The 26,019-nt window shown below is 34.4% G+C and carries 22 protein-coding genes; 16 read left to right on the forward strand and 6 right to left on the reverse strand.

Going from position 1 to position 26,019, the window contains the following annotated elements:
• Window positions 1-59: 59 nt before the first annotated feature.
• From AC07SW_RS11765 to AC07SW_RS11780, 4 genes are all read left to right on the forward strand, one after another.
• Window positions 60-725 carry an MIP family channel protein gene (locus tag AC07SW_RS11765; protein WP_201785272.1) on the forward strand — a complete coding sequence of 222 codons (666 nt, stop codon included), beginning with the start codon at window positions 60-62 and terminating at the stop codon, window positions 723-725.
• A 146-nt stretch (window positions 726-871) separates the two neighbouring features.
• Window positions 872-2,143, forward strand: coding sequence for a DUF5068 domain-containing protein (locus AC07SW_RS11770; RefSeq protein WP_463685244.1), 1,272 nt, complete (start codon window positions 872-874; stop codon window positions 2,141-2,143).
• Window positions 2,144-2,447: 304 nt separating this feature from the next.
• Entirely contained in the window at window positions 2,448-3,641 is a 1,194-nt protein-coding gene (locus AC07SW_RS11775; RefSeq protein ID WP_119907264.1) for a C40 family peptidase, read from the forward strand.
• 130 nt (window positions 3,642-3,771) lie between these two features.
• Window positions 3,772-4,764 (forward strand): MsnO8 family LLM class oxidoreductase, encoded by a 993-nt coding sequence (locus AC07SW_RS11780; protein ID WP_463685243.1) that lies wholly within the window; start codon window positions 3,772-3,774, stop codon window positions 4,762-4,764.
• Window positions 4,765-4,793: 29 nt separating this feature from the next.
• Here AC07SW_RS11780 and AC07SW_RS11785 read toward each other — a convergent pair whose 3' ends face one another.
• The 3 genes from AC07SW_RS11785 to AC07SW_RS11795 form a co-directional block, all read right to left on the reverse strand.
• A complete protein-coding gene (locus AC07SW_RS11785; RefSeq protein WP_119907262.1) occupies window positions 4,794-5,648 on the reverse strand; it encodes a DUF6681 family protein in 855 nt (284 codons plus the stop codon).
• Window positions 5,649-5,665: 17 nt separating this feature from the next.
• On the reverse strand, window positions 5,666-6,115 hold the full coding sequence (locus AC07SW_RS11790) for a hypothetical protein (protein ID WP_135023424.1): 450 nt from the start codon (window positions 6,113-6,115) through the stop codon (window positions 5,666-5,668).
• Window positions 6,116-6,210: 95 nt separating this feature from the next.
• On the reverse strand, window positions 6,211-7,053 hold the full coding sequence (locus AC07SW_RS11795) for a DUF72 domain-containing protein (RefSeq protein ID WP_135023425.1): 843 nt from the start codon (window positions 7,051-7,053) through the stop codon (window positions 6,211-6,213).
• 310 nt (window positions 7,054-7,363) lie between these two features.
• On the opposite strand from AC07SW_RS11795, the gene AC07SW_RS11800 reads away from it, so the two are divergent.
• From AC07SW_RS11800 to AC07SW_RS11835, 8 genes are all read left to right on the forward strand, one after another.
• Window positions 7,364-7,795, forward strand: coding sequence for a DUF6568 family protein (locus tag AC07SW_RS11800; RefSeq protein ID WP_463685241.1), 432 nt, complete (start codon window positions 7,364-7,366; stop codon window positions 7,793-7,795).
• 18 nt (window positions 7,796-7,813) lie between these two features.
• A complete protein-coding gene (locus AC07SW_RS11805; protein WP_463685240.1) occupies window positions 7,814-8,980 on the forward strand; it encodes a hypothetical protein in 1,167 nt (388 codons plus the stop codon).
• 33 nt (window positions 8,981-9,013) lie between these two features.
• Window positions 9,014-10,525 (forward strand): YfdI family membrane protein, encoded by a 1,512-nt coding sequence (locus AC07SW_RS11810; RefSeq protein ID WP_238328281.1) that lies wholly within the window; start codon window positions 9,014-9,016, stop codon window positions 10,523-10,525.
• Between the two features lie 4 nt (window positions 10,526-10,529).
• Complete coding sequence (locus AC07SW_RS11815; RefSeq protein WP_494632942.1) at window positions 10,530-12,098, forward strand: hypothetical protein; 1,569 nt, start codon at window positions 10,530-10,532, stop codon at window positions 12,096-12,098.
• Window positions 12,099-12,111: 13 nt separating this feature from the next.
• Window positions 12,112-13,362 (forward strand): glycosyltransferase family 2 protein, encoded by a 1,251-nt coding sequence (locus tag AC07SW_RS11820; protein WP_034573118.1) that lies wholly within the window; start codon window positions 12,112-12,114, stop codon window positions 13,360-13,362.
• Window positions 13,363-13,391: 29 nt separating this feature from the next.
• A complete protein-coding gene (locus AC07SW_RS11825) occupies window positions 13,392-15,485 on the forward strand; it encodes a cellulose biosynthesis cyclic di-GMP-binding regulatory protein BcsB (protein ID WP_463685238.1) in 2,094 nt (697 codons plus the stop codon).
• Window positions 15,475-16,320: a GGDEF domain-containing protein gene (locus tag AC07SW_RS11830; protein ID WP_034573122.1), complete on the forward strand. Its 846-nt coding sequence runs from the start codon at window positions 15,475-15,477 to the stop codon at window positions 16,318-16,320. The genes AC07SW_RS11825 and AC07SW_RS11830 overlap by 11 nt, the downstream gene beginning before the upstream one ends.
• A gap of 200 nt (window positions 16,321-16,520) precedes the next feature.
• On the forward strand, window positions 16,521-18,932 hold the full coding sequence (locus AC07SW_RS11835; RefSeq protein WP_135023437.1) for an EAL domain-containing protein: 2,412 nt from the start codon (window positions 16,521-16,523) through the stop codon (window positions 18,930-18,932).
• A 208-nt stretch (window positions 18,933-19,140) separates the two neighbouring features.
• Here the strand turns inward: AC07SW_RS11835 and AC07SW_RS11840 are convergent, their stop codons facing one another.
• Window positions 19,141-19,848 (reverse strand): hypothetical protein, encoded by a 708-nt coding sequence (locus AC07SW_RS11840; protein WP_135023439.1) that lies wholly within the window; start codon window positions 19,846-19,848, stop codon window positions 19,141-19,143.
• Window positions 19,845-20,303, reverse strand: coding sequence for a thioredoxin family protein (locus AC07SW_RS11845; protein ID WP_494632944.1), 459 nt, complete (start codon window positions 20,301-20,303; stop codon window positions 19,845-19,847). The genes AC07SW_RS11840 and AC07SW_RS11845 overlap by 4 nt, the downstream gene beginning before the upstream one ends.
• Window positions 20,304-20,498: 195 nt before the next feature.
• On the opposite strand from AC07SW_RS11845, the gene AC07SW_RS11850 reads away from it, so the two are divergent.
• The 4 genes from AC07SW_RS11850 (at window position 20,499) to AC07SW_RS11865 (ending at window position 24,932) form a co-directional block, all read left to right on the forward strand.
• Window positions 20,499-21,362: a helix-turn-helix domain-containing protein gene (locus AC07SW_RS11850; protein WP_051915722.1), complete on the forward strand. Its 864-nt coding sequence runs from the start codon at window positions 20,499-20,501 to the stop codon at window positions 21,360-21,362.
• Between the two features lie 153 nt (window positions 21,363-21,515).
• The gene (locus AC07SW_RS11855) at window positions 21,516-22,355 is read left to right on the forward strand and encodes a Cof-type HAD-IIB family hydrolase (protein WP_135023443.1); all 840 of its coding nucleotides are present in this window, start codon (window positions 21,516-21,518) and stop codon (window positions 22,353-22,355) included.
• Between the two features lie 187 nt (window positions 22,356-22,542).
• The gene (locus tag AC07SW_RS11860) at window positions 22,543-24,000 is read left to right on the forward strand and encodes a catalase (RefSeq protein WP_119907254.1); all 1,458 of its coding nucleotides are present in this window, start codon (window positions 22,543-22,545) and stop codon (window positions 23,998-24,000) included.
• 353 nt (window positions 24,001-24,353) lie between these two features.
• Complete coding sequence (locus AC07SW_RS11865) at window positions 24,354-24,932, forward strand: histidine phosphatase family protein (protein ID WP_494632946.1); 579 nt, start codon at window positions 24,354-24,356, stop codon at window positions 24,930-24,932.
• A gap of 93 nt (window positions 24,933-25,025) precedes the next feature.
• Here AC07SW_RS11865 and AC07SW_RS11870 read toward each other — a convergent pair whose 3' ends face one another.
• Window positions 25,026-26,006: a LacI family DNA-binding transcriptional regulator gene (locus AC07SW_RS11870; RefSeq protein WP_119907252.1), complete on the reverse strand. Its 981-nt coding sequence runs from the start codon at window positions 26,004-26,006 to the stop codon at window positions 25,026-25,028.
• Window positions 26,007-26,019: the final 13 nt, after the last annotated feature.

Consider the following 26,019-nt stretch of genomic DNA (forward strand, 5'->3'; position numbering starts at 1 on the left):
AAAATAAAATTCTGTAAGAAAATGCTCTTATTTGTATCCTTAAGGAGGAATTGTAATTGATAAAAAAAGGAATTGCTGAATTTATCGGAACGTTCGTTTTGGTATTATTTGGTACAGGAACGGCCGTTTTAGGTGGAGGAATTGAAGGTGTTGGTACGTTAGCCATTGCAATGGCATTTGGTTTATCGATTGTAGCAATGGCTTACAGTATTGGAACCATTTCAGGCTGTCACGTTAACCCAGCTGTTTCAATCGGTTTGTTTGTTAATAAACGTATTTCAGCAATGGAGCTTGTGTACTACCTTGTTGGTCAAGTACTAGGTGCAATCGTTGCAACTGCAGTATTAAAAAGTATTTTAGTAGCATCTGATTTATCTGTTTCAAACTTAGGTCAAAACGGCTTTGGTAACTTAAACGCAATGGGTGCTTTTCTAGTTGAATGTATCTTAACTTTTGTTTTTGTACTGGTAATCGTGATGGTAACGGGTAAAAAAGGCAACCCAGAATTTGCTGGATTGGTAATTGGTTTAACACTTGTATTGATTCACTTGCTAGGTATTCCATTAACAGGAACATCCGTTAACCCCGCTAGAAGTATTGCTCCTGCAATTTTCGCTGGCGGCGAAGCATTGTCGCAACTTTGGGTCTTTATTGTGGGACCAATTGTTGGTGGTGTATTAGCTGCTGTTGTTGGGAAATTTGTTTTAGATAGTGAAGTAAAGTAAAAGCATACTAAAAGTAAAACCATACTGGATTTTAATTCGGTGTGGTTTTTTGTTATTATATAGAAAACATTATAATTACGCTTGTATTTTTATATTCCGAACTGCTATACTTTAATTGTAAGTAAAAAAGTAATGGGGGAAAGAAAATGAAAAAGAGTAAATTAACTATGTTTGCTACATCATTTGCAATCTGTACGTTTGTATTAGCAGGTTGTGGAACAAAGGAAAAGGAAGTTAAGGCACCTAAAGAATCGATTGTCGAAAGTTCAAAATCAAAAAAAGATAAGCCGAAAGAAAAGAAAATAGTAAAAAAAGAATCAACGGGGAGTATTGATTTTAGCAAACAAATTTCAGAAATGAAAAAAGAAACGGATGCTAAAAGCATCGAGAAAATTTATGCCAGTCAAGACCCCATCGTGAAAAATCAAGGTGAAGTTGTTATCACTTTAGACGGCTATGAATATATGGAGATTAAAGATTTTAATCGGGACTTTGCGATTCCATTTGAAGAACAAATAGAACGCGGTGGAATTATGATAGCAAAATATACGATTGAAAATAAAGAAGACAAAGACATTTATTTTACACCTTCTTTTGATTTGAATTATGTAGGAACAAGCAAAACTTCAATGGGGATAAAATCATTACTACCAGATGAAAAAGAAAATTTGAGTAGTATTATGGTAGCTTCTAAATTTAAGGTTACTTCAGGAGAAACAAAAACAGGATACTTAGCTTATGCTTTTGGTCCAACAGCATTTGACAAAATTAAAGAACAAACAAGTATCACTTTAACAATTCCAGGTGTACATACGAAGCCGGATAGTTTTAAAGTTGATGATATGATTGGAAGTCCACAAAAAATTGAGCTTCCAATCAGCAGTCAAGGTGAAGAAAAGAAAGAAGCCAATGGTGCTTATTATCAAGATAAAGTAACGGTTGATAATATGGGTGAAAAAACGATGATTAAAGAAAAATCCGAAATCAATAAAACAGAAACACTTGAAGATGTGGGCGTAACTTTAGAGGGTTATCAATTTACAGAATTTGTACCCAACGAAGTGGAAGCGCCGCGTTTTGATAATGTTGAAAATGGTTTGGTACTTTTAACCGCTAAATTTCAAACAGATAACAAAAGCGATAAAGATATTGATTTAAGTATGTCTTCTTCTGTATTGAGAGTCAATAATGGTACTCAACGATTGTTGAGTTCAAGTATGTTGTTAGCCACAGATCGCAATAATCAAATACTAGAACAAGGTAGTAAAAAAGAATTCATACAAGTCTTCTTGTTGGACAAAGAACAATATGACAAAATTTGGAAAGACAAAGAATTTAAAATTGAAGTGAATTTAAGAACAAAAGAGGGCAAGACAATGGGAGCAGGTAAAGAGCTATCTTTTGATTTACCTAAATAAATTTAATAAAAAGTAAAACTATCGCTAACAAAGATTTAAAAATCTTTGTTAGCGATAGTTCATTTATCACAACCTGTTACGCATCTGTAACAAACCATCCATTGAAAAGGGCTAAAACCCATCAAAACATAATTCATCCTTTAGTCCTATTTTAAAAATATTACATTTGTGAGTCATCTTTGAGAATTGCTAGGCGTTGAGGTGAGGGTATGATACAATATTTTAAGGTTAAATAACCGCTAAAATTTAAACATAAACTTAAAAAATATACCTATAAAAACAACGATATTTGGAGGAATTTAGTGTGAAAAACAGAATCATGACCTTTGTATTAGCAGGAACGTTGACATTATCAGCTTTATCAGCACCAATTAGCGCATTAGCAGACGACTTATCTGAAAAAATTGAACAACAAAATTCAAAAATTAGTGACTTATCAGGTCAACAAAAAGAAGCAACAACAAGTTTAGAAGCTGTTACAAAAGAAATCGTAGTAGCAGAAGAAAAAGCAAAAACATTGGTTGCACAAAGTGAAGCGACTCAAAAAGAAAAAGAGAAATTAGAAGCAGAAATCAATGATTTAACTGCTAAAATTGACCAAAGAACAGAACAATTGAAAAAACAAGCAAGATCAGTGCAAGTAAATGATGGAGATAGCTACATAGATTTCATTATCTCAGCTGAATCTTTATCTGATGTAATTGGCCGCGTTGATGTTGTTAGCCAAATGGTTTCAGCAAATCGTGAATTAGTTAAAGCACAAGCAGACGATAAAAAAGCAGTAGAAAGTAAAAAAGCAGAGACAGATTCTAAAATCGAAGAACAACGTCAAGTTTCTGGTGAATTAGAAAAGTTAAAAGGTGAGTTAGAAACGAAAAAAATCGCACAAGAATCAGCAGTTGCAACTCTTGCAGCAAGTAAAGCTACAGCAGAAGGCGAACGTGATCAATTCTTAGCTGAAAAAGCAGATGCTGAGAAAAAAGCAGCTGACCTAAAAGCACAACAAGAAGCTGCTGCTAAAGCTCCAAAAGCAGTTCCAACTTCAACCGAAACATCAAAAACAGAAACAGCAAATACCAATAATGCACCTGCTGTTGATCCAGGCGCAGGTAGCGTTTCTGGAAATACTATTTCAGCAGCCGAAGGAGCAGCAGTTGTTGCTGAAGCAGCACGTTATCTAGGCGTTCCTTACGTATGGGGTGGGAAAAGTCCTGCTGGATTTGATTGTTCTGGTTTAACAGGCTATGCATTTAGTCGTGTTCTAGGAAAATCAATCGGTGGTTATACAGTTCCTCAAGAATCATCAGGTGTTCAAGTGTCAATGGGCGCTTTACAAGCTGGAGATTTGTTGTTCTGGGGACCTCGTGGAGCTACTCATCACGTTGCAATTTATGCAGGTGGTGGACAATACATTCATGCTCCACAAACAGGTGACGTTGTGAAATACCAAAGTATCAGCGGATATGCACCTTCATTTGCAGTTCGTGTTGTAAAATAAAACAATTGAAAGCCAGTAGCTGATCGTTATTCAGTTACTGGCTTTTTTAGTTAAAGCAAAAAGTCAGCTTTTTATGTATAAGAGCAGTATACTAAAAGTAGTGTATCAATGAAGGTAGGAGGAACAAAAAATGAAATTAAGTGTCTTAGACCAAGCTCCTGTAACTGCAGGGAATCAAAGTGCGGAGGCAATTATAAAAGCCGTGGAATTAGCGTTACTAGCAGATGAATTAGGATATCATCGCATGTGGTTAGCAGAACATCACAACACAACAACCTTCGCAAGCTCAGCGCCTGAGATTATCATTGCGTATTTATCTAGTTTGACTAAAAATCTTAGATTAGGGACAGGCGGAACGATGATGATGCACTATTCACCACTAAAAATGGCAGAAGTATTTAAAACATTAAGTGCATTGAATCCAGGGAAAATTGATTTTGGTGTTGGAAGAGCGCCAGGTGGAGATATGAAGGCTATTTATGCATTATCAGAAGGTGCACGCCCTGAGTTGCGTTATCTATATAAAAAATTAGAAACAACCTTAGAGTTAATTAAAGATGCGCTTCCTAGTGATTCGCTGTATCAAGAAACAATCGCTTCTCCAAGTCAAATAGTATTACCCGAAGCGTGGCTATTAGGATCAAGTGGAGACAGCGCTAGAGAAGCTGCTAGAATGGGTGTTGGCTATTCTTTTGCTCAATTTTTTATGGGGTCTTTATCAAAAGAAATACTGGATTTGTACAAATCAAGATTTCAGCCGTCTGATTTTATGGAAAAACCAGAAATCAATGTTGCTTATTTAGCAACGGTTGCAGAAAGTTTGGAAGAAGCAGAGTATGAGGCAGCACCAGCCGATATTCAACGTTTGATGATGGCTAAAGGTGAAAAACCAGTTATTTTAACACCTGAAGTAGCAAAAAGCTTGCCTTTAACAGAGCTAGATCGAATGAAAATCCAAGAAAATCGCAAAATCCACTTAGTAGGAACACCGGCTGTCGTTGCTGATAAATTACTTCAAGAAGGAACAACGTATGGTTTTGATGAAGCGATGATTGTGAGTATTACTCATAGCCAAGAAAAGCGGTTAAACACGTATCGATTATTAGCGAAAGAAATGATATAAAAAATACCAACTAAGTAAATAAATTTTACTTAGTTGGTATTTTTAGGTTCATTCGTTTTTCTTTGATAGGCAATTTTCATTTCAACAAAATAAGGTTCAATACTTTCAATGAGCCCCGAGCGCCCAATTGTTTTACATTTGCCCCCATGAAGGATGCAACTGACAGGTAAAAGCTGATAATTTTCTTGCAAGTCATGAATATCAAAGGTTCCGACAGTTTCAATGCTGCCGATAAGTTGTTGATCTAGGATATTTAATCCGGCGTAAACGTTCAGTTGATTTTCCTCAGTCACTATTTTATAAGAAGGAATTAAGGCGTGAGTTCCGATAGCATCAAATGCAATTAGATTGCTTTTTTTTAGGAAATCGGTTACTTGTTGATCATTTAGTCCTTGATAATTTTCTTGAATGTGATGGGTTTCAAGCAAATGATCCGCGATATGTTTGAGGACTTCTCGTTGAGCATCGGTACTAGTTAGCGTTGCAGAAATCAGATTGTTCTGATCGTAAATTCCAACAGGGTCATACATAACAGGAGTCCCCGGTTGTGTATGAAAAGGATTAGGAGAAATGGGTGCTGAAATATCGGCATCTTTAGGTTTTCCACCAAATATTTTTTCAATATGGGGAGAAATGTCTCCTTTAACCGTTTTGGATGTAAAGTAGTAAACAAGATTTAAAATTGAAAAATAAAGAAGCACGAGAAAAATCAGTGCAAATAAAAAGCCACGCAAGTAAAGCTGATTTTTAAATAATTGAATCGCTAAATGCAACAAATACCAATTCCCAATAAATCCCATTATCGTATAAATCTGATTTTTCAACTTAAGATTAAAGTTAAAAAAACCTAAATAATGATTGATAGCATCAAATAAACTAAACATGAATATTCATCTCCTTTCTATTGATTAGCTGTTGGATTTGTCGTATTTGTTTGTTGCTGAGTTGTATCTTTTTGTGTATTCGGCGTTTGATTGGATTGACTAGAGTCAGTCGAGCTATCAGTGGGAGCAGACTCACTTGTACTTGTGTCACTTGTTGCAGGCTCTTTTTGACTAGAATCCACTGTGCTGTCAGAAGTTTTACCATCTTCTGTGGAGTCCTTTTTCGTAGGTTCTTCTGAGCTTTTAGTTTCTGTTGAACTAGAAGAATTTTCAGACTCATTCTTTTCAGAAGTAGCGCTGTCTATTGTAGAAGAGTCTTTTTGAGTAGGTGTTTCTTGACTCTCTTTTTGTTCTTGCCTTGGTGCCGGAGGGCTAACCCGGTTTACAATCGTGTTCGTCGCACTTAGCCCGATAACGATTGAAACAATTGCAAATGGTGTTATAAAGGGTGGTGTTCGATAAGACATAATTAAACCTTCTTTTCTTTTTGTCATTCCTATTTAGTGTAGCATATGTTTTTCAAAGGAATCGTGAATCTTTTCTTAATAAAGCAATAAGATTGTTAAAATAATTCTAAATCCAGCTGTTGAGGCAAGAGTCCAATGAATGTTACATTCATTAATTTTTGCAAGCTTTTCCCGTTGCTTGCTGCGTGCCCTCCCGAGTTGTTATTAAAGATAACAGCAACTTCATTTGATTCTTCTGTAAGCGTCAAAATATCCTGTTTAATACCTTCTAGTTCTGCTAAATTATAGTTGTAAAGAGTCCTTTTCTTTCGCCAATCAGGTCCAGAGGCATTCAACCAGCCATCAAAATTACGACCATGAAGACGATATAAAGTTAAGGCAGAGTTGGTTACTGATAAAACTTTAGGAACGCTGTTTGTTGGTGTTTGAGGTTGATCAACTACTGTGTGAATAAAGTTGAGTTCCTTTAACAATTGAAGAGTTTGTTGCTGATAGTCAATGGAATACCAAGTGTTGTTGCGGAATTCAATTGCAACTGGCAAATCTTTCATCCACATTCGAATGTTTCTCAAGTAGGCAACATGTTCTTTTGTACAGGCGAAATACGGTGGAAATTGAAAAAGAATGGCTTTCAACCGATTTGCTGAAACCATGGGTTCAAAAGTAGCTAAGTAAGTGTCGAACATATTTTTCTCACTCGGATAGAAATCACTCCAGTCACGATGTTTAGTCATGGTTTGCAGTGCTTTAGGTATGAATTGAAAAGTGTTAGGTGTTTTTGCTAACCAACTTTCAATACTTGAACTAGCGGGCAATGCGTAAAAACTTGTATCCAATTCTACAAATGGGAAATGAGACGCGTAGTTTTCCAATTTTTGTTGTTTGTTTAAAATCAATGTTTCGTGGTCTCCCCAACCCGTTAAACCAATGGTAATCATAAAATACCCCCTATTTTATTGGATTCTTACTATTATTGTAACGCAACTTTATGGAAATTGAAAAGAAAGGCAGGGAATTATTTCCTAGGAAATAATCCTTTTTAAAAGGAAAGCGTTTCAAGTGAAAGATTATCAGTTTTCTACTAGGTATCAATAAAAACTGATAATCATATCAGGTTCTTTTTATGTTAAGATGTACTGTAAAACTTTGTGCATTTTTAGGAGTAAAGGAATCAAAAATGCTTTAAATCCACATTTTTAAGTATCTATGATAAACTTTTACTATTAAGATAACATGGGGGCAGAAAATATGAAAAAATGGTTGGTATTTTTGATAATTGGACTTGTTTTGTTAGGAATAGTAGGCATGATGGTATTTAAAACAAATCAGAAAAGTGAAGAGAAGTTAGTCACTATCAATAATCAAGCCTTTTTAGATGTAGTTGATACTAAAAAAAGTGGGATTTTTTATATTGGACGTCCAACCTGTGCTCATTGTCAGGCCTTTCAACCTAAATTGGAAGAAGCGTTAGAAGCGACTAATAAACAGATTTTCTACTATAATACGGATGAAGCTAAAAAAGAAGATAATGTAGCATTTGAAAGAATTATTAAAGCAACTAGTATTTCTTCTGTTCCGGTGGTAATTGTGGTAAAAAACGGTGTTGTTATCAAAAAATTAGCAGAGTATAAAGATCAAGCAAAAATTGAAGCTTTCTTAAAAAATGAAGAAACGTTATAAAAAAGAGGAGCAATAACTATGAAAAAGAGTCATTATTTTCTGATTAGCGGTTTGTTAATAATTTTTTTAGTGATTGGCCTTATTTTACTAGTTCTACTACCTAAATCATCTCCTTCACAACAAAATAATTCCTCAAGTGAGGCCTCAATCATCATGAAAGAAGAGCAGACAATTAAACCTAAAAATCATTTTGGAACAAAGGACAATCAACATGAGCAAGCACTGAATCAGTTTATACAAACTAAAATGACAAGTGAGTATGGGATTGTTACCAATTATATAGATACCGATCAAACAGCGGAAACCGCAACTGGTCATGAGATTTTAAGTGAATCTGCAGGCTTAATGTTGCGTTATTTAGCTTTAACTGGTCAGAAAAAAGAATTTGGCAATGAATGGAATTTAACCCTTAAAACAGTCGATGATGGAACTCAATTTAGTTATCGATACAGTCCTAAGTTAGCCAAACGATATGATGTGAACGCGTCGGTGGATGATTTGCGTATTTTGCGTAGTTTGAAAGAAGCAGGGAGTAAATTTCATGATACTGAGTACGAAAAAGATTTTGAAAAATATGCCAATCGCTTCATCAAAACATCCATTAAAGAGAATGAACTTTATGATTTTTATGACAGCAAAACAAAGATGAATAATGATTTTATTACGTTATGTTATATCGATTTAAAAACAATCAGTCTGTTACCAGGCAATCAAACAAAGTTGCTAGAAAATCAGACAACTATTCTTCAAAATGGCTATCTAGGAGATACTTTCCCATTTTATAAAACTCGCTTTAATTATTCAAAAAATGATTATCAAGATAGTACTGAAATCAATGTCATTGAGTCATTATTAGCGATTCTACATCTAAGTGAAGTGGGTTTACAAAAGCAAGCGAGTATTGATTATTTAAAAGAACAAGTAAATGACGGTACCTTATCGAATCGTTACGATAGCAAAGGCAAGCCAATTGATTTAAACCAATCACCAGCGGCATATGGCATTGCGGCAATGATTGCCTCAGAAGCTGGGGATGAAGAATTTTATTTAACAGCGATGAATAAAATGGAAACTTATCAAATTATGGATGAAGCAAGCTCGTTATATGGCGGTTACGGGGATACAGAGACAAACCAAGTCTATTCATTTAACAATTTAATTGCATTATTAGCGTATCAATATTAAATCACACTGAAATAAGGATAAGAGGGTGACTTTTTGAAAAAAGGATTACGAGTGATTAGTAACGAATATACAAAAGCGGTTAACTTTCTTGATCGTTTTATTTCGCCCGCGGTATTCAGTGTGTGTTTAGTAGCGATTATTGCAGGAATCGTTTTGTTTGTTCCGCCTTATAACGGAATTGCAGATAATGGTGATTTTTTTAGGATGATTTATAGTAATGGTCTGTATCATTTGCCAGGCTATTCAGATCATTATTTTGTAGATGTTGTTAAAAAGTTAGGAATTATGCAGTATTACAATGAAAATATAGCGACGATTTTTTCTTCGCAACCATTATTTATTAAATTAGCGATTTTTGTAAACAAGCTTTTTTATAGTCAAACAATTTTTGACCTACGATTTATGGGATTGATTTATTATGTGTTCTATTTAGGTGGTATTTATTTATTGGTAGAAGGATTAACGTATCGTGTAGCGAGTAATAAAGCTTACTTGATTGGGTTGATCACGGTATTTATTTTCGGAGATACTGCGTATACAGTTTATTTCAACTCACTGTACAGTGAACCCATTATGTTTATAGCGATGCTCTATATCATCAGTGGGACATTATTACTATACCGTCATCGCTATAATGACACAGCAATGGTGACCTTGGTGACAGTCAGTTCGATTATTTTAGTAACGGTTAAGCAGCAAAATGCACCACTAGCAATTTGTTTGGCTTTTCTTTATATCGCATTTTGGTTTGTTCGCAAGGAACGTTTTTATCGAATTGGAGTAGCTGCTGGATTGGTTCTCGTTTTAATTTCTGGTGTGGCTACATACAAACTAATCACTTCTGAATTTGAAAAAATCAACCAATACCAATCATTGACGCGAGGAGTTTTATTAGAATCAAAAGAACCCGAAGCGGCTTTAGCAGATGGGGATATGAGTGAACAATACGCGTTGTTAAAAGGCAATACTTTTTTTCAAAAATACAAGGCAATTGATGTAAACAGTCCATATTTGTTTAAGCATTTTTATAATGAATATGGATTTGGTTGGATTTTAAAACATTATCTCTTTCATCCAGATGAACTGTTTACCCTATTAGATATTGCGGCTCGTGATATTCATGAAGTGCAACCAAGAGAAATGGGGAACTTTGAAGCCTCTGCCAAACGCCCAGCTCAAGCTCAAGTAACGTATTTTACAGGCTATAGTTCGATTAAAAGAATGTTTTATCCTAAGACGATTGGTTTTATTGTTATTTGGATGTTGGTGTATTTAGGAATATACGGCGTATCAGCGTATCAAAATTTTAAAGAAAAACGTTATCGTGGGCTTGTGCGTTATGGGTTTATTATTGCCTTAATCACGATGGTTCCAGGAATTCTATTGATTTCTATTATTGGAGATGGAGATGCAGATTTAGCCAAACATCTTTTCCTAGTAGCCGTTATTTTTGATGGATTGACGTTAATGACGATTACGGATGTTTTAACGAATCATTTATGGTCGGATGAAGGCAACTTATTAAAGGATGAAAAGGGGCGCTAATGAAATGAATCGAATTCAAAAAATGATGTGTCTCTTTTTCTTTTTATTCGTTTCATTAGTAATTGGAGCGGAAAATACAAAGGCTGAAACGATTGATCATCCACATAAAACGATTTTATTTGTCTATGATAGTTTAGATGTGTCAGGATCAGGTGAAAAATCAATTGAAAGTCTACAACGTTTGTTAACAAGCTTGAATATCGCTGTTTCCACAGTCAGCATCGATCATTATCAAAAAAATCAACTTCAAGAGTTTGACGGCATGATTGAATTAATGAATGCTCCTGATTTAGAGATTCAAAATAAAGAGTTTTTAGCAGACCGAGACGATTACCAAGGTTTGAAGCTTCATATTGGCGATAACTTACCAGTTAGTTGGCAAGAAGAAATGGGCATTCAATTGAAAAAAATTCCAAAGCAACGTTTTAAACTGAGCAGTCAAGAGTTAGAGGCGAGAGAACTGATTTTGGAACCAGCAGAAGTTACAGTAAATGCAACGGATGCAACAACTGATCTGGGGTTGATTTCATTTGAAAACCAACAGATAACGTATTCCTACGGGACGTTGAAAGGTAAAATTGCCTATCTACCCTATTTTCATGCAACGGGTTTAAGTCAAGAATTAATGGTAAAGCTGTTACAGAAATGGTTGAACATCACCTATCAAAGTCAACCGGTATTGGTGATTACCGGTGTCACACCATTCTCCGATTTGGCTCTATTGGAATATATGGGGGATCAACTCTTTAAAGAAGGAATACCCTTTGCAGTTAGTGCAACTAGTGTTTGGCAAAATACAGATTTAAAGGCTTACGATAAATATGTGGATACGTTGCAATACTTGCAATTTCGAAATGGCTCCATTTTATTGCAAACGCCAGTAGCTTCACAAGCGAATAAACAAGATGATAGTGAGTTAAAAGAGATTATGAATACAACGATTGATAAATTGGTTGAGCATGAAGTATACCCCATCGGGATCGCGACACCAGCTTATTGGAATCAAGACCAAGGCTATCAAGAAGACGCCTTAGGTTTAAGTGATAGTGTATTATTGTTGCCGAATCCTCAAACAATAGCAAAACGTGTTGTAGCAGAAAAAAGTGGTGTTTATCAAAAGGCCTATTACGCTTTGCCAGCAGAAAATTTAGATGGAATTGAATGGACCGATACTGCTTTAGGGTATAAATTTTCATCTCCAACTGCCATTACGTATGATTTTCCAGATACATTAAAAAAACTTAACAGCATGTTAAAAAAAATAGACAATCTGCCGATGATGGCAAGAGATATCCGGAAAAGTGAACACCATGTTGCAACTTCGGCAAGTGTGATTGATGTAAAAAATGGTCAAGTACGTGTTAATGGCGAGTTAAAACATTTGCACACATTGCCTCAAGAAAGTAAGAAAGTAGTTCAAAAGCAAGCAACAGATAAAGGGAGTTTGGCTGGATTTTTTGCTTTTCAAGATAAAGTGTTAACGATTATTATTGTTGGAACACTCTTTATTTTAGTTTTATTCTTTATTGTTGGTTATAACTTGTATCGTGGTAAATATCGCACTAAAAAGTAAGGAGGGAATAGTGATGACAATAGCAGACTATCTTTTACTCATTTCAACGATTTCAATATGGAGTTTACTATTAGTAAACGTTGTCCTGATTATTGCGGGGTATATTTACTATATAAAGACAGAAAAAAAAGCAGTTCCACAAATTCAAGGCGAAATACCATTTGTTTCAATTATGGTGCCTGCCCACAATGAGGGAATCGTAATTGTAAAAACAGTCGAAGCGTTACTGCGTTTTGATTATCCACATGAACGATATGAAATTATTGTCATCAATGATAATTCTTCTGACAACAGTGCCGAATTATTAGCTGCGATTCAACGAAAAAATCCAACTAGACAATTGCACATCGTAAATACAGATGCAGAGACTGGTGGAAAAGGAAAATCCAATGCGTTGAATATTGGCTTTAAACAAGCAAAAGGAGAGGTCATTGCAATATATGATGCTGATAACACACCAGAAAAAACAGCCTTGCGCTATTTAGTAGCAGAATTGACAAATGATGAACGCCTTGGTGGGGTAATTGGCAAATTTAGAACCCGAAATCGTGATGCTAGCTTGCTGACTCGTTTTATCAATATCGAAACGTTATCCTTTCAATGGATGGCACAAGCAGGCCGTTGGCAATTATTTGGGTTGTGTACCATTCCAGGTACGAATTTTATTGTCAGACGCTCGATCATTGAGGCAATTGGGGGTTGGGATGAAAAGGCATTAGCTGAAGATACAGAAATTAGTTTTCGAATTTACATGATGGGCTATCGCATTAAATTTCAACCAAAAGCTGTTACTTGGGAGCAAGAGCCTCAAACGCTGAAAGTATGGTTTAGACAACGGACGAGATGGGTAAAAGGCAATATTTATGTGATTGTTAAAAATACACCGTTATTATTTGACCGTAAAGCTAGGAAAATTCGTTTTGATATTTTGTATTTTTTATCGATTTACTTTTTACTAATGACCTCTTTAGTAGTTTCAGATACTTTATTAGTGATGAATTTAATGGGTTACCTCACAACAACCTTAGCTGGTTTTAGTGGACTATTATGGCTCTTAGCCATTTTGTTATTTATTGTAGGGACCTTTATTACCATCACCACTGAAAAAGGCGAGATGACGCTAGGAAATGTGGGCATTATTATGTTGATGTATGTCACTTATAGTCAAATGTGGTTGTTTGTTGCGGCGTACGGTATGGTGATGTTTATCAAAGAATCCGTTTTGAAACGTGAAGCTAAATGGTACAAAACCGAACGATTTTAAATGAAAAATAGAAAAGGAGTGACTGTTATATGAAGCAGTGGATTAAAATGGGATTGATTTTAGCATTTTTATCAATGAGTGTACCAATGTTAGCCCACGCTGAAGGCGAAGAGGCGGCAGCAGATAAAGAAACCTTTATTACAAATTTTCAAAGTACGAAAAGCTCCTTAGTTGGAAGTGCACCTACAAGTAACCTTTATTTTAAATTATTAGATTATTGGGATGTTGATCAAGTGACGCTTAATTTAGATTACAATGTGTCACAGTTAACAAAAAATGAAGCGTCAAGCATCACGATTTCAGTGAACGGGACGAAATTTTATTCATTTAGACCAACGGAATCAACACAAGAAAGACAGAGTCTAACATTGGAAATACCCAAAGACATTTTGAGGAAAGGTGAAAATGAACTGAAAGTTGAAGGTGTCATTGTAACCAAAGAAACCCAAGATGTTTGTAGTGTTACACAATCTGCAGCTGATTGGTTGCACATTTATAACGGTTCAAATGTAGGAGTTGCTTATACAAAACAGCCTATGTCAACGACTATTCAACAGTTCAACAGTTATTTTGGTGGCATGGACACGACGATTCAGAAAAAAGTAGCAGTCTTAGTCCCAGATAAAGCCAATGAAACAGAGCTACAAAGCGCGGTGTACGCGTTGTCTGGTTACGCAAAGAAAAATGAAACAGATGGAGCAACTATTCCTGTTAGTACATTTTCAGATACGTCATCAATGGGTCTGCCTTATACAATAGTGGTAGCTGAATATAAAAATTTACCAACTGAATATCAAAGTAAAATCGATGCTGAAAAAGTGGAAAAAGATGCGGTGATTCAATTGCTTAAAATCGAAAATAAAGCGGTATTAATTGTAACATCAAATGACCCAAAAGCACTCATTAAAGCAGGGCGTTTTGTAGCAAATGATGAATTAATGTCTCAAATTTCTAGTGACCAAAAAATAGTCACAACGACTACTGAAACGGCTAGCCAACCCTTAAAAATAAACGATGAACTTGCATTAACAAAAACAGGAGATGAAGTGCGAGGAGCAGGGCATCAAGAGAAAAAATATTTTATGAGTTTGCCAGCAAATCGTTCAATCGCTGAAAATAGTGAAGTGAATTTAGCCTTTAGATACGCTAAAAATCTAGATTTTGATCGTTCATTAGTTACGGTTTCTATCAATGATATTCCAATTGGAAGTAAAAAACTAAACAAAGAATATGCGGATTCAGATACGGTTTCTTTTAAAATGCCAGCAGATTTATCCGTTGTTGGAAATTATACCGTCACAGTCAGCTTTGATTTAGAGATGAAGTCAGTTCCTTGTGTTGCTGACAGCAGTCAAACGCCGTGGGCTTATATTGCACCAGAATCAACGTTATTGATTAATACACAAGACCGAACAGATTTATTGTTTCAAAATTACCCATTCCCATTTTTGCAAGATGGAAGCTACAATCAAATCGGTATTGTGTTACCTGATAAAATGGATCAAAATTATTATCAGAGCTTAACCAACGTCATTAATTTATTAGGGAAATATGCAGAAGACAATACAGGGATAGTAAAATTCTTCCCAACGACTGCAACTAAAGCCGATTTGAAAAACTATAACCTTATTTTGATGGGTTCTCCAAAAGATAATCCAGTCATCAAATCACTCAATAAAGAATTGTATTTCCAATACGATAAAGCTGGAAATGGGTTTGTCTCAAATGAAAAACTTAGTATTGAGTCTGATTATGGCAAACAAATTGGAACGGGTCAGTTGATTCATTCGCCGTATAATGAAGGATCTGGAGCCTTGATATTAACAGGAGCAACATCTGAATCTGTTTATCTAGCTTCAAAAGAAATGGCCAGTCAAACAAGCGTAAGTAAACACAGTGGCGATGCGTTTGTGATTGATAAGGATAAAAACAGCTACGTATATCGCTTTAAAAAATCAGAAGATATTGGCGAAAAGAAAACCTTTGTTGAAAAAGTTCAGAAAAATTCAACCATAACCATTTATTTACTAGCGGTTACCTTAGTTGGAATTTCAGTGATTGTGGGCTTATTCTTAGCCTTCCGTAAAAATCGCAAAATGAAGGGGGATTATGATGAAAAATAATCAATTATTATCAGATTTATCTTTATTAGGTTTTCTGTTACTAAACTTTATCGTCGCCATTTTTGTCGGAATGAACCCTGAACGTTTTGCGCAAAATATTATTTTTATGAATATCGCGATGATTTTAGCGATTATCACGTATTTCACCACTATTACAATGGGACTTGTCCTAAATTTATTGTTTATTTTTGGTCAAGGGAGTTATGCGTTATTTCTAGCAACCACTAACAGTCAATCAGTCAGCTTGAATTTGTATTTTTGGTTAGTGATGACTCCCTTATTTTCAGTGATGGTCTATCTGTTTAGCTATCATACTAAAGAGCTACAGGCAGAAAACCACCAATTAGAGCGCAAAACGCGACAATTGGGGACGCTTGATGAAGAAACAAGATTACGCACGATGACCGCTTACAAAGAAGATGCGTTGGTATTCATGTCGACGTCAAGACGTTTTAATTTGCCTGTTTCAATGGTTGTGATTCAAGTAAAGTATTGGAATGAACTGCAACGAATGTTGGATGATGAACAAATTTCAGAAGTGATTAAACGCGTGACAAGATCGACTAAAGAAGCGATAAGAGACAATGATGTTCTTTATGTATTGGATCGTGAACATTTAACTTGGGGCTTATTATTATTTACAGATCAAGACGGCAGCAAAATTGTAACCGATCGAATTAAAGAATTCTTTGAAAAGTCAGCAAAAGAATTTTCAGATCTTCACACAGTTGATCTTGTAATTCAAGCAGGAGCTGCACAATTTGATAAAGAGACGATTCATACACCCTATGACTTTGTCGAAGCGGCGATTAAAGAATTGGAGTACGATGTTTAAAAAACAATCTAAAGAAGACAACTTAGTATGAGAATACAAAGTTGTCTTCTTTTTTATAAATTAGGACTAAATTTGGATAAATAACATAATTTAAGTCTATTTTAATGTATCAAAAATAAAATTGAGCTATGATAGTATTGTGAGTATTTCAATCAATTTTTTTGATGTTAAATAACAAATCAGAAAAGGTGGAGTGATTCGTGAAATTTAATTATTTAACTCCGTTGTTAATGGCAATTTCATTTATGATCGCCATTTTTACTTCTTACAATGCTGTCAGTATGGATTATTTTTTGAGTAGAAAAAAGAAAGTTAATTGGCATGTATGGATAGTATTAAAAGCACTAGGTGTTAGTTTTGGTATTTGGGGAATGCATTTTATCAGCATGATCTCGTTTCAACACGCAGTTTTTGATTCTTACAATACTCAATTAGTTATTTTATCTGGACTGGTTGTTTTTATTGGAACCTACGGATCGTTTTTGGAAATTTGCTCACCAAAATTCAAATCCAACGATTTAACAAAAGGAACGGTTATGTTTGGGACTGGACTCATCTTGATGCATTATATCGGAATGGCTGCAATGATGCCTTTAGAGCTAGAAAAACATCCGATTGTTTTGTTGGTTTCACTGATCATCGGATACGTCTCAGCTTATTTAACCATGAAAGCGATTCGAATTGAACATCACTCTTTTAAAATAATCAAAGATCTTAAACAAGTATTGATTTTGGCAGTAGGTATTTTTTCATTTCACTATTTAGGAATGTTTGGAATGATGACGCCTCATAGTGTTGGAGAAAATCATGCGAACTTAGCTTTTTTATCAGTCAGCTTAAGCTCAATGGTTGTTTTAGCAGAGGTACTATTAATCTTTAGTAGCTTAATCAGTTACATTTTTGATACAAACAGACTAGAAATCAGTAAATTAAAGGATACCAGTTTAGCACTATTAAAAAGCAATCCCGATCCTGTTTTTCTACTAAATACAAATGGAGAATTGGTGACCGCAAATGAAGTTGCAATTGATTCTTTTCAATTAAATTTAGAAAAAGATAGAGAACATCCAGTTCGTCAATTTATGCGAGATGAGGATTATACAAACGCGGTTCAATGTTTTCAAGAAGTAATTGAAACGGGAACAAGCATGCATTTAGAAGAACAAATAAAACTAAAAACCAATGAATATCGTGAATTTAAAATTAAAATGATTCCGGTAGTTCCTGACAATCATATTGTAATGGAAGTCTTTATTATTGCTATTGACGTAACCGAAGAAAATGAGATGAAGCGTCAAATTCGTCAAATTGCTTACCATGATAGCTTAACCAATCTTCCCAATCGTTATTATATGAATGAATTTGTTCATCAAGAACTTGAGATTTTTGAAAAAAATTATGATTGTACTAAAAAAAATTCTTTCGTTATTTTCTATATTGATTTGAACGAATTAAAGAAAGTCAATGATACACTTGGTCATCATATTGGGGACGCATATTTAGAAAACATTGCAAAACGGATGCGTGACTATATCGGTCACCACTACTTTCTTGCGCGCACTGGTGGCGATGAATTTGCATTAATTTACATTGAAAAAAATGAAGCAGAAACAAGAGAAGTAACTGAAAATCTTTTAAGAGCCTTTGACGAACCTCTTATTGTTGAAAAAATGGTATTGAATCCAACCGCAAGTATTGGCGTTGTAAAAGCCTTTGAAGATGGGTCTGAATTAGAAGAGTTGCTAAAAAAAGCAGATATTGCGATGTTTTCAGCTAAGCAAGAAGTAAAAAATTCAGGGAAAACGATGATTGTTTCGTATTCTGACTATCAAGTGCAGTTGAAAAATGATTATCAAAAAGAATTAGAATTGATTCAAGGTATTGAAAATCAGGAATTTATTTTACACTACCAGCCTAAAGTATATGCAGATAGCGGTCGTTTTTATGGGGTAGAAGGCTTGATTCGCTGGCAAGTCACTGGTGAAGATCGGTTGCGTTATCCAGATGAATTTATCCCCTTAAGTGAAAAGACGGGACATATTTTAGAGTTAACCAAGCAATTAGTGGAAATGAGTGTGAAACAAATAAAATGTTGGCTTGCAAAAGGCTATGAAGTTCCTATTTCTGTCAATGTTTCCGCTGAACATTTTCAAGAAGATGAGTTGGTTGCACTAATTGAAGAATTGCTAAAAAAATATCAAATTCCACCCTATTTACTCGAGTTAGAAATTACGGAAACGGTCTTAATGGAAGACGTAACGGAATCAAAAAATATTCTATGGCGTTTGCATCGACTAGGCGTCCATTTAAGTGTGGATGATTTTGGAACAGGCTACAGTTCATTACGCTATTTAATGGAATTCCCTATTCAAAGCTTGAAAATTGATCGAAGCTTTACCGAAGCGATGAATATTGATAAAAAAGTATTTATCGTGACAGAAACAATTATTCAACTAGCCCAAAAACTTGATTTACAAATTATAGTTGAAGGCGTTGAAACCAAAGAACAGTTAGCAACTTTAAATCATATGGGGAATTTTTTAATTCAAGGTTATTACTTTAGTAAGCCGATTCCTTATGATGAAATTGAAGAAACGTGGTTGAAAAAATAAAAAATAAGAAATCCCATGAAATAACCACTATGGAGGGTTTTTACATGGGATTTTTTCTATTTTTTATTTTTAAAATTTAACAAGCAAACAGGCAACCATATGATTAAAAAGTAAATGATGTATATGAGTAATCCAATTTTTAAATCGAAAGGTAATAACAGTAAGAGAATGAAGCCTATGATGCTGAAAAGTAGATGTTTAATAAATTTCATTTCCAACATGTAACTACGGCACCTATAATGCCACCGCCTCCAACTACAACAATTCCTGCTAGGCATCCAGCACAGATTGGAGGAGCTAGCGAGCAAGGAGCTCCACATAGTTTAAGAATAACTCCAATAACACCACCAGAAGCTCCAACAACCGCTGCAAAACAAGACATATTTAGACCTCGTTGGGTACTTAATTGTTGAATTTCTTTAATAGCAGTTTTTGTTTCTTCATTTGAAACATAGTCAATAGTTAAATCTTCATTACGAGCTTGTTTTCCATCAATGAATTGATTAACCCAAAATGTATTGTTTTCTGATTTTGTCAATTGCTGTTCCGAGTAGTTAACGACTTTATCATTTTTAAATGCAATCGTGATATTACTTAAGACATTGAAATGACTGTCTTCTTTAAAAGGAATAGTTAACAACATAAAACCGTCGTATTCTGTCAATTTACTTGCTTCAAAATCTAAATTAGATGTAGTTGTTTTTAAATCAATACTTTTATCAAGCATTCCCACCTTAGCTAAATTCAGATACTTTGAGAATTGTTTTTGATCAGTCTCAAAATTGATTTCTTTAATCATTTTAGACATATTATTTGAATTTGTGGAATTCACGCTAGCTGCGCTACTTATGAAAGGCATAGCAATAAAACTTAAGATGATACCTAAAATTAAAGTTAATTTGAATAATTTTTTCATTGTGTTTCCTCCTCAATGTAGTTATTGATTTTTTTGTAATTATTGATTTCTTCACTAGAAAATTGTCTTTTAATTTCTCCATTTTCTAGTTCAATGATTGTAGGAACAAAAGAAATTCCAACTTTATCAGTAAATTTTTCAAATCCTAAATCGTCCCTAGCATAGTCTGTGTCATAATAGTAAACTTCTCCGTATTTTTTGGCACTGTGTATGACTTTATTCGTTTTAGAGATAAGGTTGAGACAATCAGGACATGTTTTTCTACCAACATAAATAAAATGTCTTTCTTTTTTTTTAATCAAAGATTCAAATTCATTAGTATTAATTTTTGTTAAGCTCATTGTTTTTAGAGTGTAATTAAAACTAGTTTTATTGTTTAATATGAAGATACCAAAAAAAACAATTAATAAAATAGTTATAACTGAAAAGAATGTAAAAATTTTCTTGTTTTTCATAATTTACCATAGGGGATTAATCTAACTAACTCTAAAATTGTTGGTTCAAACTCAATCATATTAACCTACTCCTTTCAAAATTTATTAATACGTATTATAATTTTATATTAACACGTGAGATTTTAATTTATTGCAAAAAAACCATATTTGATATAAAATATTCATATATATCAAAAAAGGAGTGATTAATTATATATGAATATTGGTGGTACTTTAAAAAAAATAAGAGAAGCCAAAAATTTAACACAAAAAGAAGTTTCGGAAGATATTCTGTCATTAAGTTTCTACAATAAGATAGAAAATGACAAAAATTCTTTAACTATTGAATTGTTTTTTAAAATACTCAATAGATTAAATGTAGATTTTGATGAATTTTTCTTTATACATAATAATTACTCAAAAAGTATCTATGATAATTACTGGTATAAAATATATAGTTTTTACTACTTATCAGATTCAAACAGTTTAGAATTACTGATAAATTCTCTGTCTCTCGACTATAAGAAAACAAAAAATATACAATTTTATCAACTTTCACAAATTGCTCATGTAGTGAGTTGTAGAATTAAAGGAATCCCACCTAAAGAAAAGGTAGTTAATGAAATTTGTACATATCTAATATCGATAGAAAGTTGGACAAAGCACGAAATAAGTTTATTTATTTCAACTATGGATGTATTTAATTTTGATATTCTTCTTATTTTGTCAGAAAAAATATTGAAAACATTGCGTAACTACTCAAAAAATCAAGATTATGCTCATTTTATGAATGGTGCCCTTATAAATTTAACTGTTATTTGTTTAGAATCAGATAAAATAAATGATAGTCACTATTTTCTGAACTTATTAAAATCTCAAAATCTAGATGAAAAAAATTTGTATGAAAAAAATGTCATTAACTTTCTTGAGGGAATTTATAGATTAAGTACAGGTGATAGGAAAGGTGAGGAGAGGGCAAAAAAATCAATTGAAATTTTCGAGTATTTGGACATGAAAGAGCATGCAAGTAAATATGAACTATTTTTAAAGAAAATAAAAAATCAAATTGACTTAAATTAAACAAAAGAAAATAGAAGCAATTACTGATTAAGGTACAGTTTGCTGCTACCTTATTCAGTTCTACAGATAAAAACTAATACCCAACCTTTTTATTTTGCTATCAAATAGAGTACAATAAACTTAAATCAAATCAGTTTTAAAAAGGAGCTAGTTATGTATAAAATCATCTTTTTTGATATTGATGGCACTCTTTTAAATGGCAAGAAGCGCATTCCAGAATCAGCAAAAAAAGCAATTGCAGAATTAAAGGAAGCCGGAATTATTCCTGCAATTGCAACAGGTAGACCGCCTTTTAGGATTCACGAAATCTTAGCAGAACTAGAGATTGAAACCTATGTGAGCTTGAACGGTCAATACGTTGTTCATCAAAATGAAGTTATTTATCAGAACCCCATGAAAAAAGGAGCTGTTAAGCGAATTGCAAAAGCAGCTGAATTAAACAATCAAACAGTTGCCTTTTGTGGTTCAGACAAAATTTTAGGCAATTCATTGGTAAGTGCCAGCAGTAAAGGCTGGAAGAAAAAAATCAGCAACCATCTCCCCTTTACACCGCCTCACTTTATCGTGAACTTAATTTTTAAATATGGAGATAAAAGCAAAAAACCCATTTTAAAAGAATATTATGAAAATCGCGTTATTTACCAGTGTATGTTACATGCAACTGAAAAATACGATACCTACTACGCAAAAGAATTTCCAGACTGTAATTTTATGCGATGGAATCCTTATTCAGTGGACGTCTGTCCAGAAGGCGGTTCAAAGGCGGTCGGAATCATTAAACTACTAGAACACTTACACATTCCCATTGAAGCATCAGCTGCTTTTGGCGATGGGTTAAATGATATAGAAATGTTGAAATTGGTTGGAACAGGTATTGCAATGGGAAATGGACGAGAAGAATTAAAACAAGTAGCAGATAAGATTACAGAAAGCCCAGAAAAAAATGGCATTCAAATCGGGTTGCAAGAAATTGGAGCAATAAAAAATAAATGATCGTTATTTAAACAAGCTTTTGTTTTTTTAAATAATATGCTTATTGATATATATGTATGTTATATTATTCCGAATCGATAATTAGATAAGAGCAGATAGATTGACCGGCAGTTTTTTTAACGTTATCCTTATTATAATCGTTCTGTTTTTAGAATGATAATAAATAAAGATGGATAGGGGAAAAAGAATGACTAAAAATTTAGATCCAACAAAATCAAACTTAACAACCGATCAGGGAGCTCCAGTTGGCGACAATCAAAATTCAATGACAGCTGGCGTACGAGGACCTGTTTTAATACAAGACGTCGCCTTATTAGAAAAATTAGCACACTTTAACCGTGAACGAATTCCTGAGCGTGTGGTACATGCAAAAGGAGCAGGAGCTCATGGTTATTTTGAAGTAACCAATGATTTAAGCCATTATACGAAAGCTGATTTATTTTCAAAAGTAGGTAAAAAAACGCCGATGTTTGCTCGTTTTTCAACGGTAGCTGGCGAAAGTGGTTCAGCAGATACGCTTCGTGACCCTCGTGGGTTTGCATTGAAGTTTTACACAGAAGAAGGCAATTACGATATTGTAGGGAACAATACACCCGTATTTTTCATTCGAGATGCAATCAAATTCCCAGATTTTATTCATACTCAAAAACGTGATCCACAGTCTCATTTAAAAAATCCAAATGCTGTTTGGGATTTTTGGTCATTATCACCAGAAGCACTTCATCAAGTAACGATTTTAATGTCTGACCGAGGCATTCCAGCTACTTTCCGTCATATGCATGGTTTTGGTAGTCATACCTTTAAGTGGACGAATGCGGAAGGAGAAAGCGTTTGGGTGAAATACCACTTTAAAACAGAACAAGGAATCAAAAATTTAACGGCTGATGTGGCGGAGCAAATTGCCGGTGAAAATCCAGATCATCATACCGAAGATCTATTCAATGCTATTGAAAATGGAGACTTCCCAGCGTGGAAAGTATGTGTCCAATTAATGCCATTAGCAGACGCTGACCACTACCGATTCAATCCATTTGACGTGACTAAAGTATGGTCACAAAAAGATTATCCATTAATTGAACTAGGTCGTATGGTTTTAAATGAAAACCCGGCAAATTATTTTGCTGAAGTAGAACAAGTGACTTTTTCACCTGGAAATATTGTACCAGGAATTGATTTTTCACCAGATAAATTACTTCAAGGTCGTTTATTTGCATATGGTGATGCTCACCGTCATCGTGTTGGAGCAAATAGTCATTTGTTGCCAATCAACCGTTCTAAAAATGACGTAAACAACTATCATCGAGATGGTGCTATGCGAAGTGATGCCAATGGAGGTGGTTCCGCATATTACGAGCCTAATAGCTTAGGTGGACCAACAGAAACACCAGAAAATAAACAAGCAAGCTTTGAAATTCATGGCGTAGCAGATGCAGTTCCTTATGACGACGACGATCATTACACGCAAGCGGGTGATCTTTACCGTCTTTTACCTGCAGATGAGAAGACTCGTTTGATAGAAAATATTGTGGCAGCGATGAGCCCAGTGAAGGACGAGCAAATCAAGATTCGCCAAATTGGGCATTTCTTAAAAGCAGATCCTGAATATGGCGCACGTGTTGCAGAAGGTTTAGGAATCAAGATTTAAATTAAAAAAGTTGTCTGGGTACCTTTCTTCTGAGGGGTATCTAGGCAACTTTTTTTGTTAGCGGGAGGCAAAATTTTTATTTGATAGGGTAAAAAAAGTGGGAAATTATGGGAGCTAAACACAAAGTAATTGTACTGGAGTAGACTCCATAGTTTATACTAAACTTATAAAGAAAACTAGGAGGGGAGTTAATTATGAAAAAATAAGGTTAGCAGATGGAGTACAAGTTCCAACCCTACTTACTATGATTAAATGGAGGGCAACTCGTGAAACGAAGCTATCTAAAAGTTTTTCTAAAAAAGGCACTCTCCAAAACGAAAAATCAATTAAATCCTATGAAAAGAGGTAAATAAATGACAACACTCTATTTAGTGAGACATGGACAAACTCTATTCAACGCTCAATACAAAATACAAGGATTTTGTGACTCCCCTTTAACTGAACTAGGAATTAAACAAGCTAAGATGGCACGAGCGCATTTGGAAAAGGAAGGCATTCAGTTTGATGAGGCGTATACTTCCACCTCTGAAAGAGCCATTGATACGCTTGAACTGCTGACGGATCTTCCCTATGAACGTATCAAAGATCTACGAGAATGGAATTTTGGTTCCTATGAAGGAGAAGGGGAACATTTAAATCCCCCACTTCCATACAATGATTACTTTGTGCAATTTGGTGGCGAATCCCAAGAGGAAGTAGAAGCAAGAATCAGTTCAACGATAAAAAAAATTATTGAAAAAAGTCATGCAAAAAATAGTTTGATTGTTTCCCATGGTGCTGCAATTGCGAACTTTTATCGTCACTGGGAACACACAAGTCCAGTTAAAAAAAATGTCAAAATTCAAAACTGTTCGTTGTTTAAATACACGTATAGTGACAACCAATTTATTTTAGAAGATATTATTGAGCATGATTTTAGTTCCATTTTATAAACATTAAGTCGTCATTTGAATGATAAAAAATAACAAAAAAAGACCCTTTTAACTGAGCAAATTATGCTAGCTTAAAAGGGTCTTTTGCTGTCATTAAGTTGATGCTCCCTGAATTAATTTTACAGGAAGTGTGTAAAGCGGTTCTAAGGCGACGTCTTTATCTGTGATTCGTTGGACAAGCAAATCAATTAAGAGGGTAGCACAATCCTCAATAGGTTGTACAATGGTTGTCAATTGTGAAAAATACTGCTGCATGAAAGTAGTCCCATCATAACCAATAATTTTCAATTCTTCAGGAACTTTTAATCCTAACTTCACCGCTTCGTTCATCACTAAGATTGCCGTTAGATCATCCGTACAAAAGACGCTATCAAGCGCTTCTTCCTTTAAAATCTTTTTAATTTCAAGCGATTTTAAAGCAGGAGAGTAATGAGAATCAAATTCAAAAACATAAGGCTCTAATTGATTTTTTTTAATCGTTGCTAAATATCCTTCTAGTCGACTATTTGTGGGAGAGTTAGAACGATTGGTTCCTGTAAAAATAGCAATCTTCTCTCCACCAGATTGAATCAATGCCTGAGTAGCGATTTGCCCACCATGAAAATTATCACTGCTGACAATAGGAATATTATCGGCTAAAAAACGGTCAAATGAAACGATAGGCAAACCAACTTTTTCGTATTCTTTAATACCTAAATTATGGGCGCCAGCAATAATACCATCTACCTTATTGGCAGCGAGCATTCTTAAATAATCACGTTCCTTTTCTTTATTGTCCGCACTATTACATAAGATAGTCTTGTAGCCTTTTTCGAATAATTTATTTTCTAATTTTTCAACTAATTCGCCAAAAAAGGGATTGCCTACAGATGAGAAAATCAAGCCAATTAATTGTGTGTTTTTACCTTGCAAGGAGCGGGCAAGGGAATTAGGTTGATAATTCAATTCTTCCATCGCTAAATGAACCTTATCAATGGTTTTTTGACTTAAATAGCCATAATGATTAATGACTCTTGAGACAGTTGTTGGCGAAACGCCTGCTTTTTTTGCAACATCGGTTAATTTGATTGTCATTGATTTCCATCCT

The sequence above is a fragment of the Carnobacterium sp. GW821-FHT04C06 genome, assembly GCF_059420345.1.

Bases quoted from the DNA above. Each gene is read 5' to 3' on its own strand.
- AC07SW_RS11770 (WP_463685244.1), top strand. From the start codon at position 872: ATGAAAAAGAGTAAATTAACTATGTTTGCTACATCATTTGCAATCTGT.
- AC07SW_RS11780 (WP_463685243.1), top strand. From the start codon at position 3,772: ATGAAATTAAGTGTCTTAGACCAAGCTCCTGTAACTGCAGGGAATCAA.
- AC07SW_RS11785 (WP_119907262.1), bottom strand. From the start codon at position 5,648: ATGTTTAGTTTATTTGATGCTATCAATCATTATTTAGGTTTTTTTAAC.
- AC07SW_RS11790 (WP_135023424.1), bottom strand. From the start codon at position 6,115: ATGTCTTATCGAACACCACCCTTTATAACACCATTTGCAATTGTTTCA.
- AC07SW_RS11795 (WP_135023425.1), bottom strand. From the start codon at position 7,053: ATGATTACCATTGGTTTAACGGGTTGGGGAGACCACGAAACATTGATT.
- AC07SW_RS11800 (WP_463685241.1), top strand. From the start codon at position 7,364: ATGAAAAAATGGTTGGTATTTTTGATAATTGGACTTGTTTTGTTAGGA.
- AC07SW_RS11805 (WP_463685240.1), top strand. From the start codon at position 7,814: ATGAAAAAGAGTCATTATTTTCTGATTAGCGGTTTGTTAATAATTTTT.
- AC07SW_RS11815 (WP_494632942.1), top strand. From the start codon at position 10,530: ATGAATCGAATTCAAAAAATGATGTGTCTCTTTTTCTTTTTATTCGTT.
- AC07SW_RS11820 (WP_034573118.1), top strand. From the start codon at position 12,112: ATGACAATAGCAGACTATCTTTTACTCATTTCAACGATTTCAATATGG.
- AC07SW_RS11825 (WP_463685238.1), top strand. From the start codon at position 13,392: ATGAAGCAGTGGATTAAAATGGGATTGATTTTAGCATTTTTATCAATG.
- AC07SW_RS11830 (WP_034573122.1), top strand. From the start codon at position 15,475: ATGAAAAATAATCAATTATTATCAGATTTATCTTTATTAGGTTTTCTG.
- AC07SW_RS11840 (WP_135023439.1), bottom strand. From the start codon at position 19,848: ATGAAAAAATTATTCAAATTAACTTTAATTTTAGGTATCATCTTAAGT.
- AC07SW_RS11845 (WP_494632944.1), bottom strand. From the start codon at position 20,303: ATGAAAAACAAGAAAATTTTTACATTCTTTTCAGTTATAACTATTTTA.
- AC07SW_RS11850 (WP_051915722.1), top strand. From the start codon at position 20,499: ATGAATATTGGTGGTACTTTAAAAAAAATAAGAGAAGCCAAAAATTTA.
- AC07SW_RS11855 (WP_135023443.1), top strand. From the start codon at position 21,516: ATGTATAAAATCATCTTTTTTGATATTGATGGCACTCTTTTAAATGGC.
- AC07SW_RS11860 (WP_119907254.1), top strand. From the start codon at position 22,543: ATGACTAAAAATTTAGATCCAACAAAATCAAACTTAACAACCGATCAG.
- AC07SW_RS11865 (WP_494632946.1), top strand. From the start codon at position 24,354: ATGACAACACTCTATTTAGTGAGACATGGACAAACTCTATTCAACGCT.
- AC07SW_RS11870 (WP_119907252.1), bottom strand. From the start codon at position 26,006: ATGACAATCAAATTAACCGATGTTGCAAAAAAAGCAGGCGTTTCGCCA.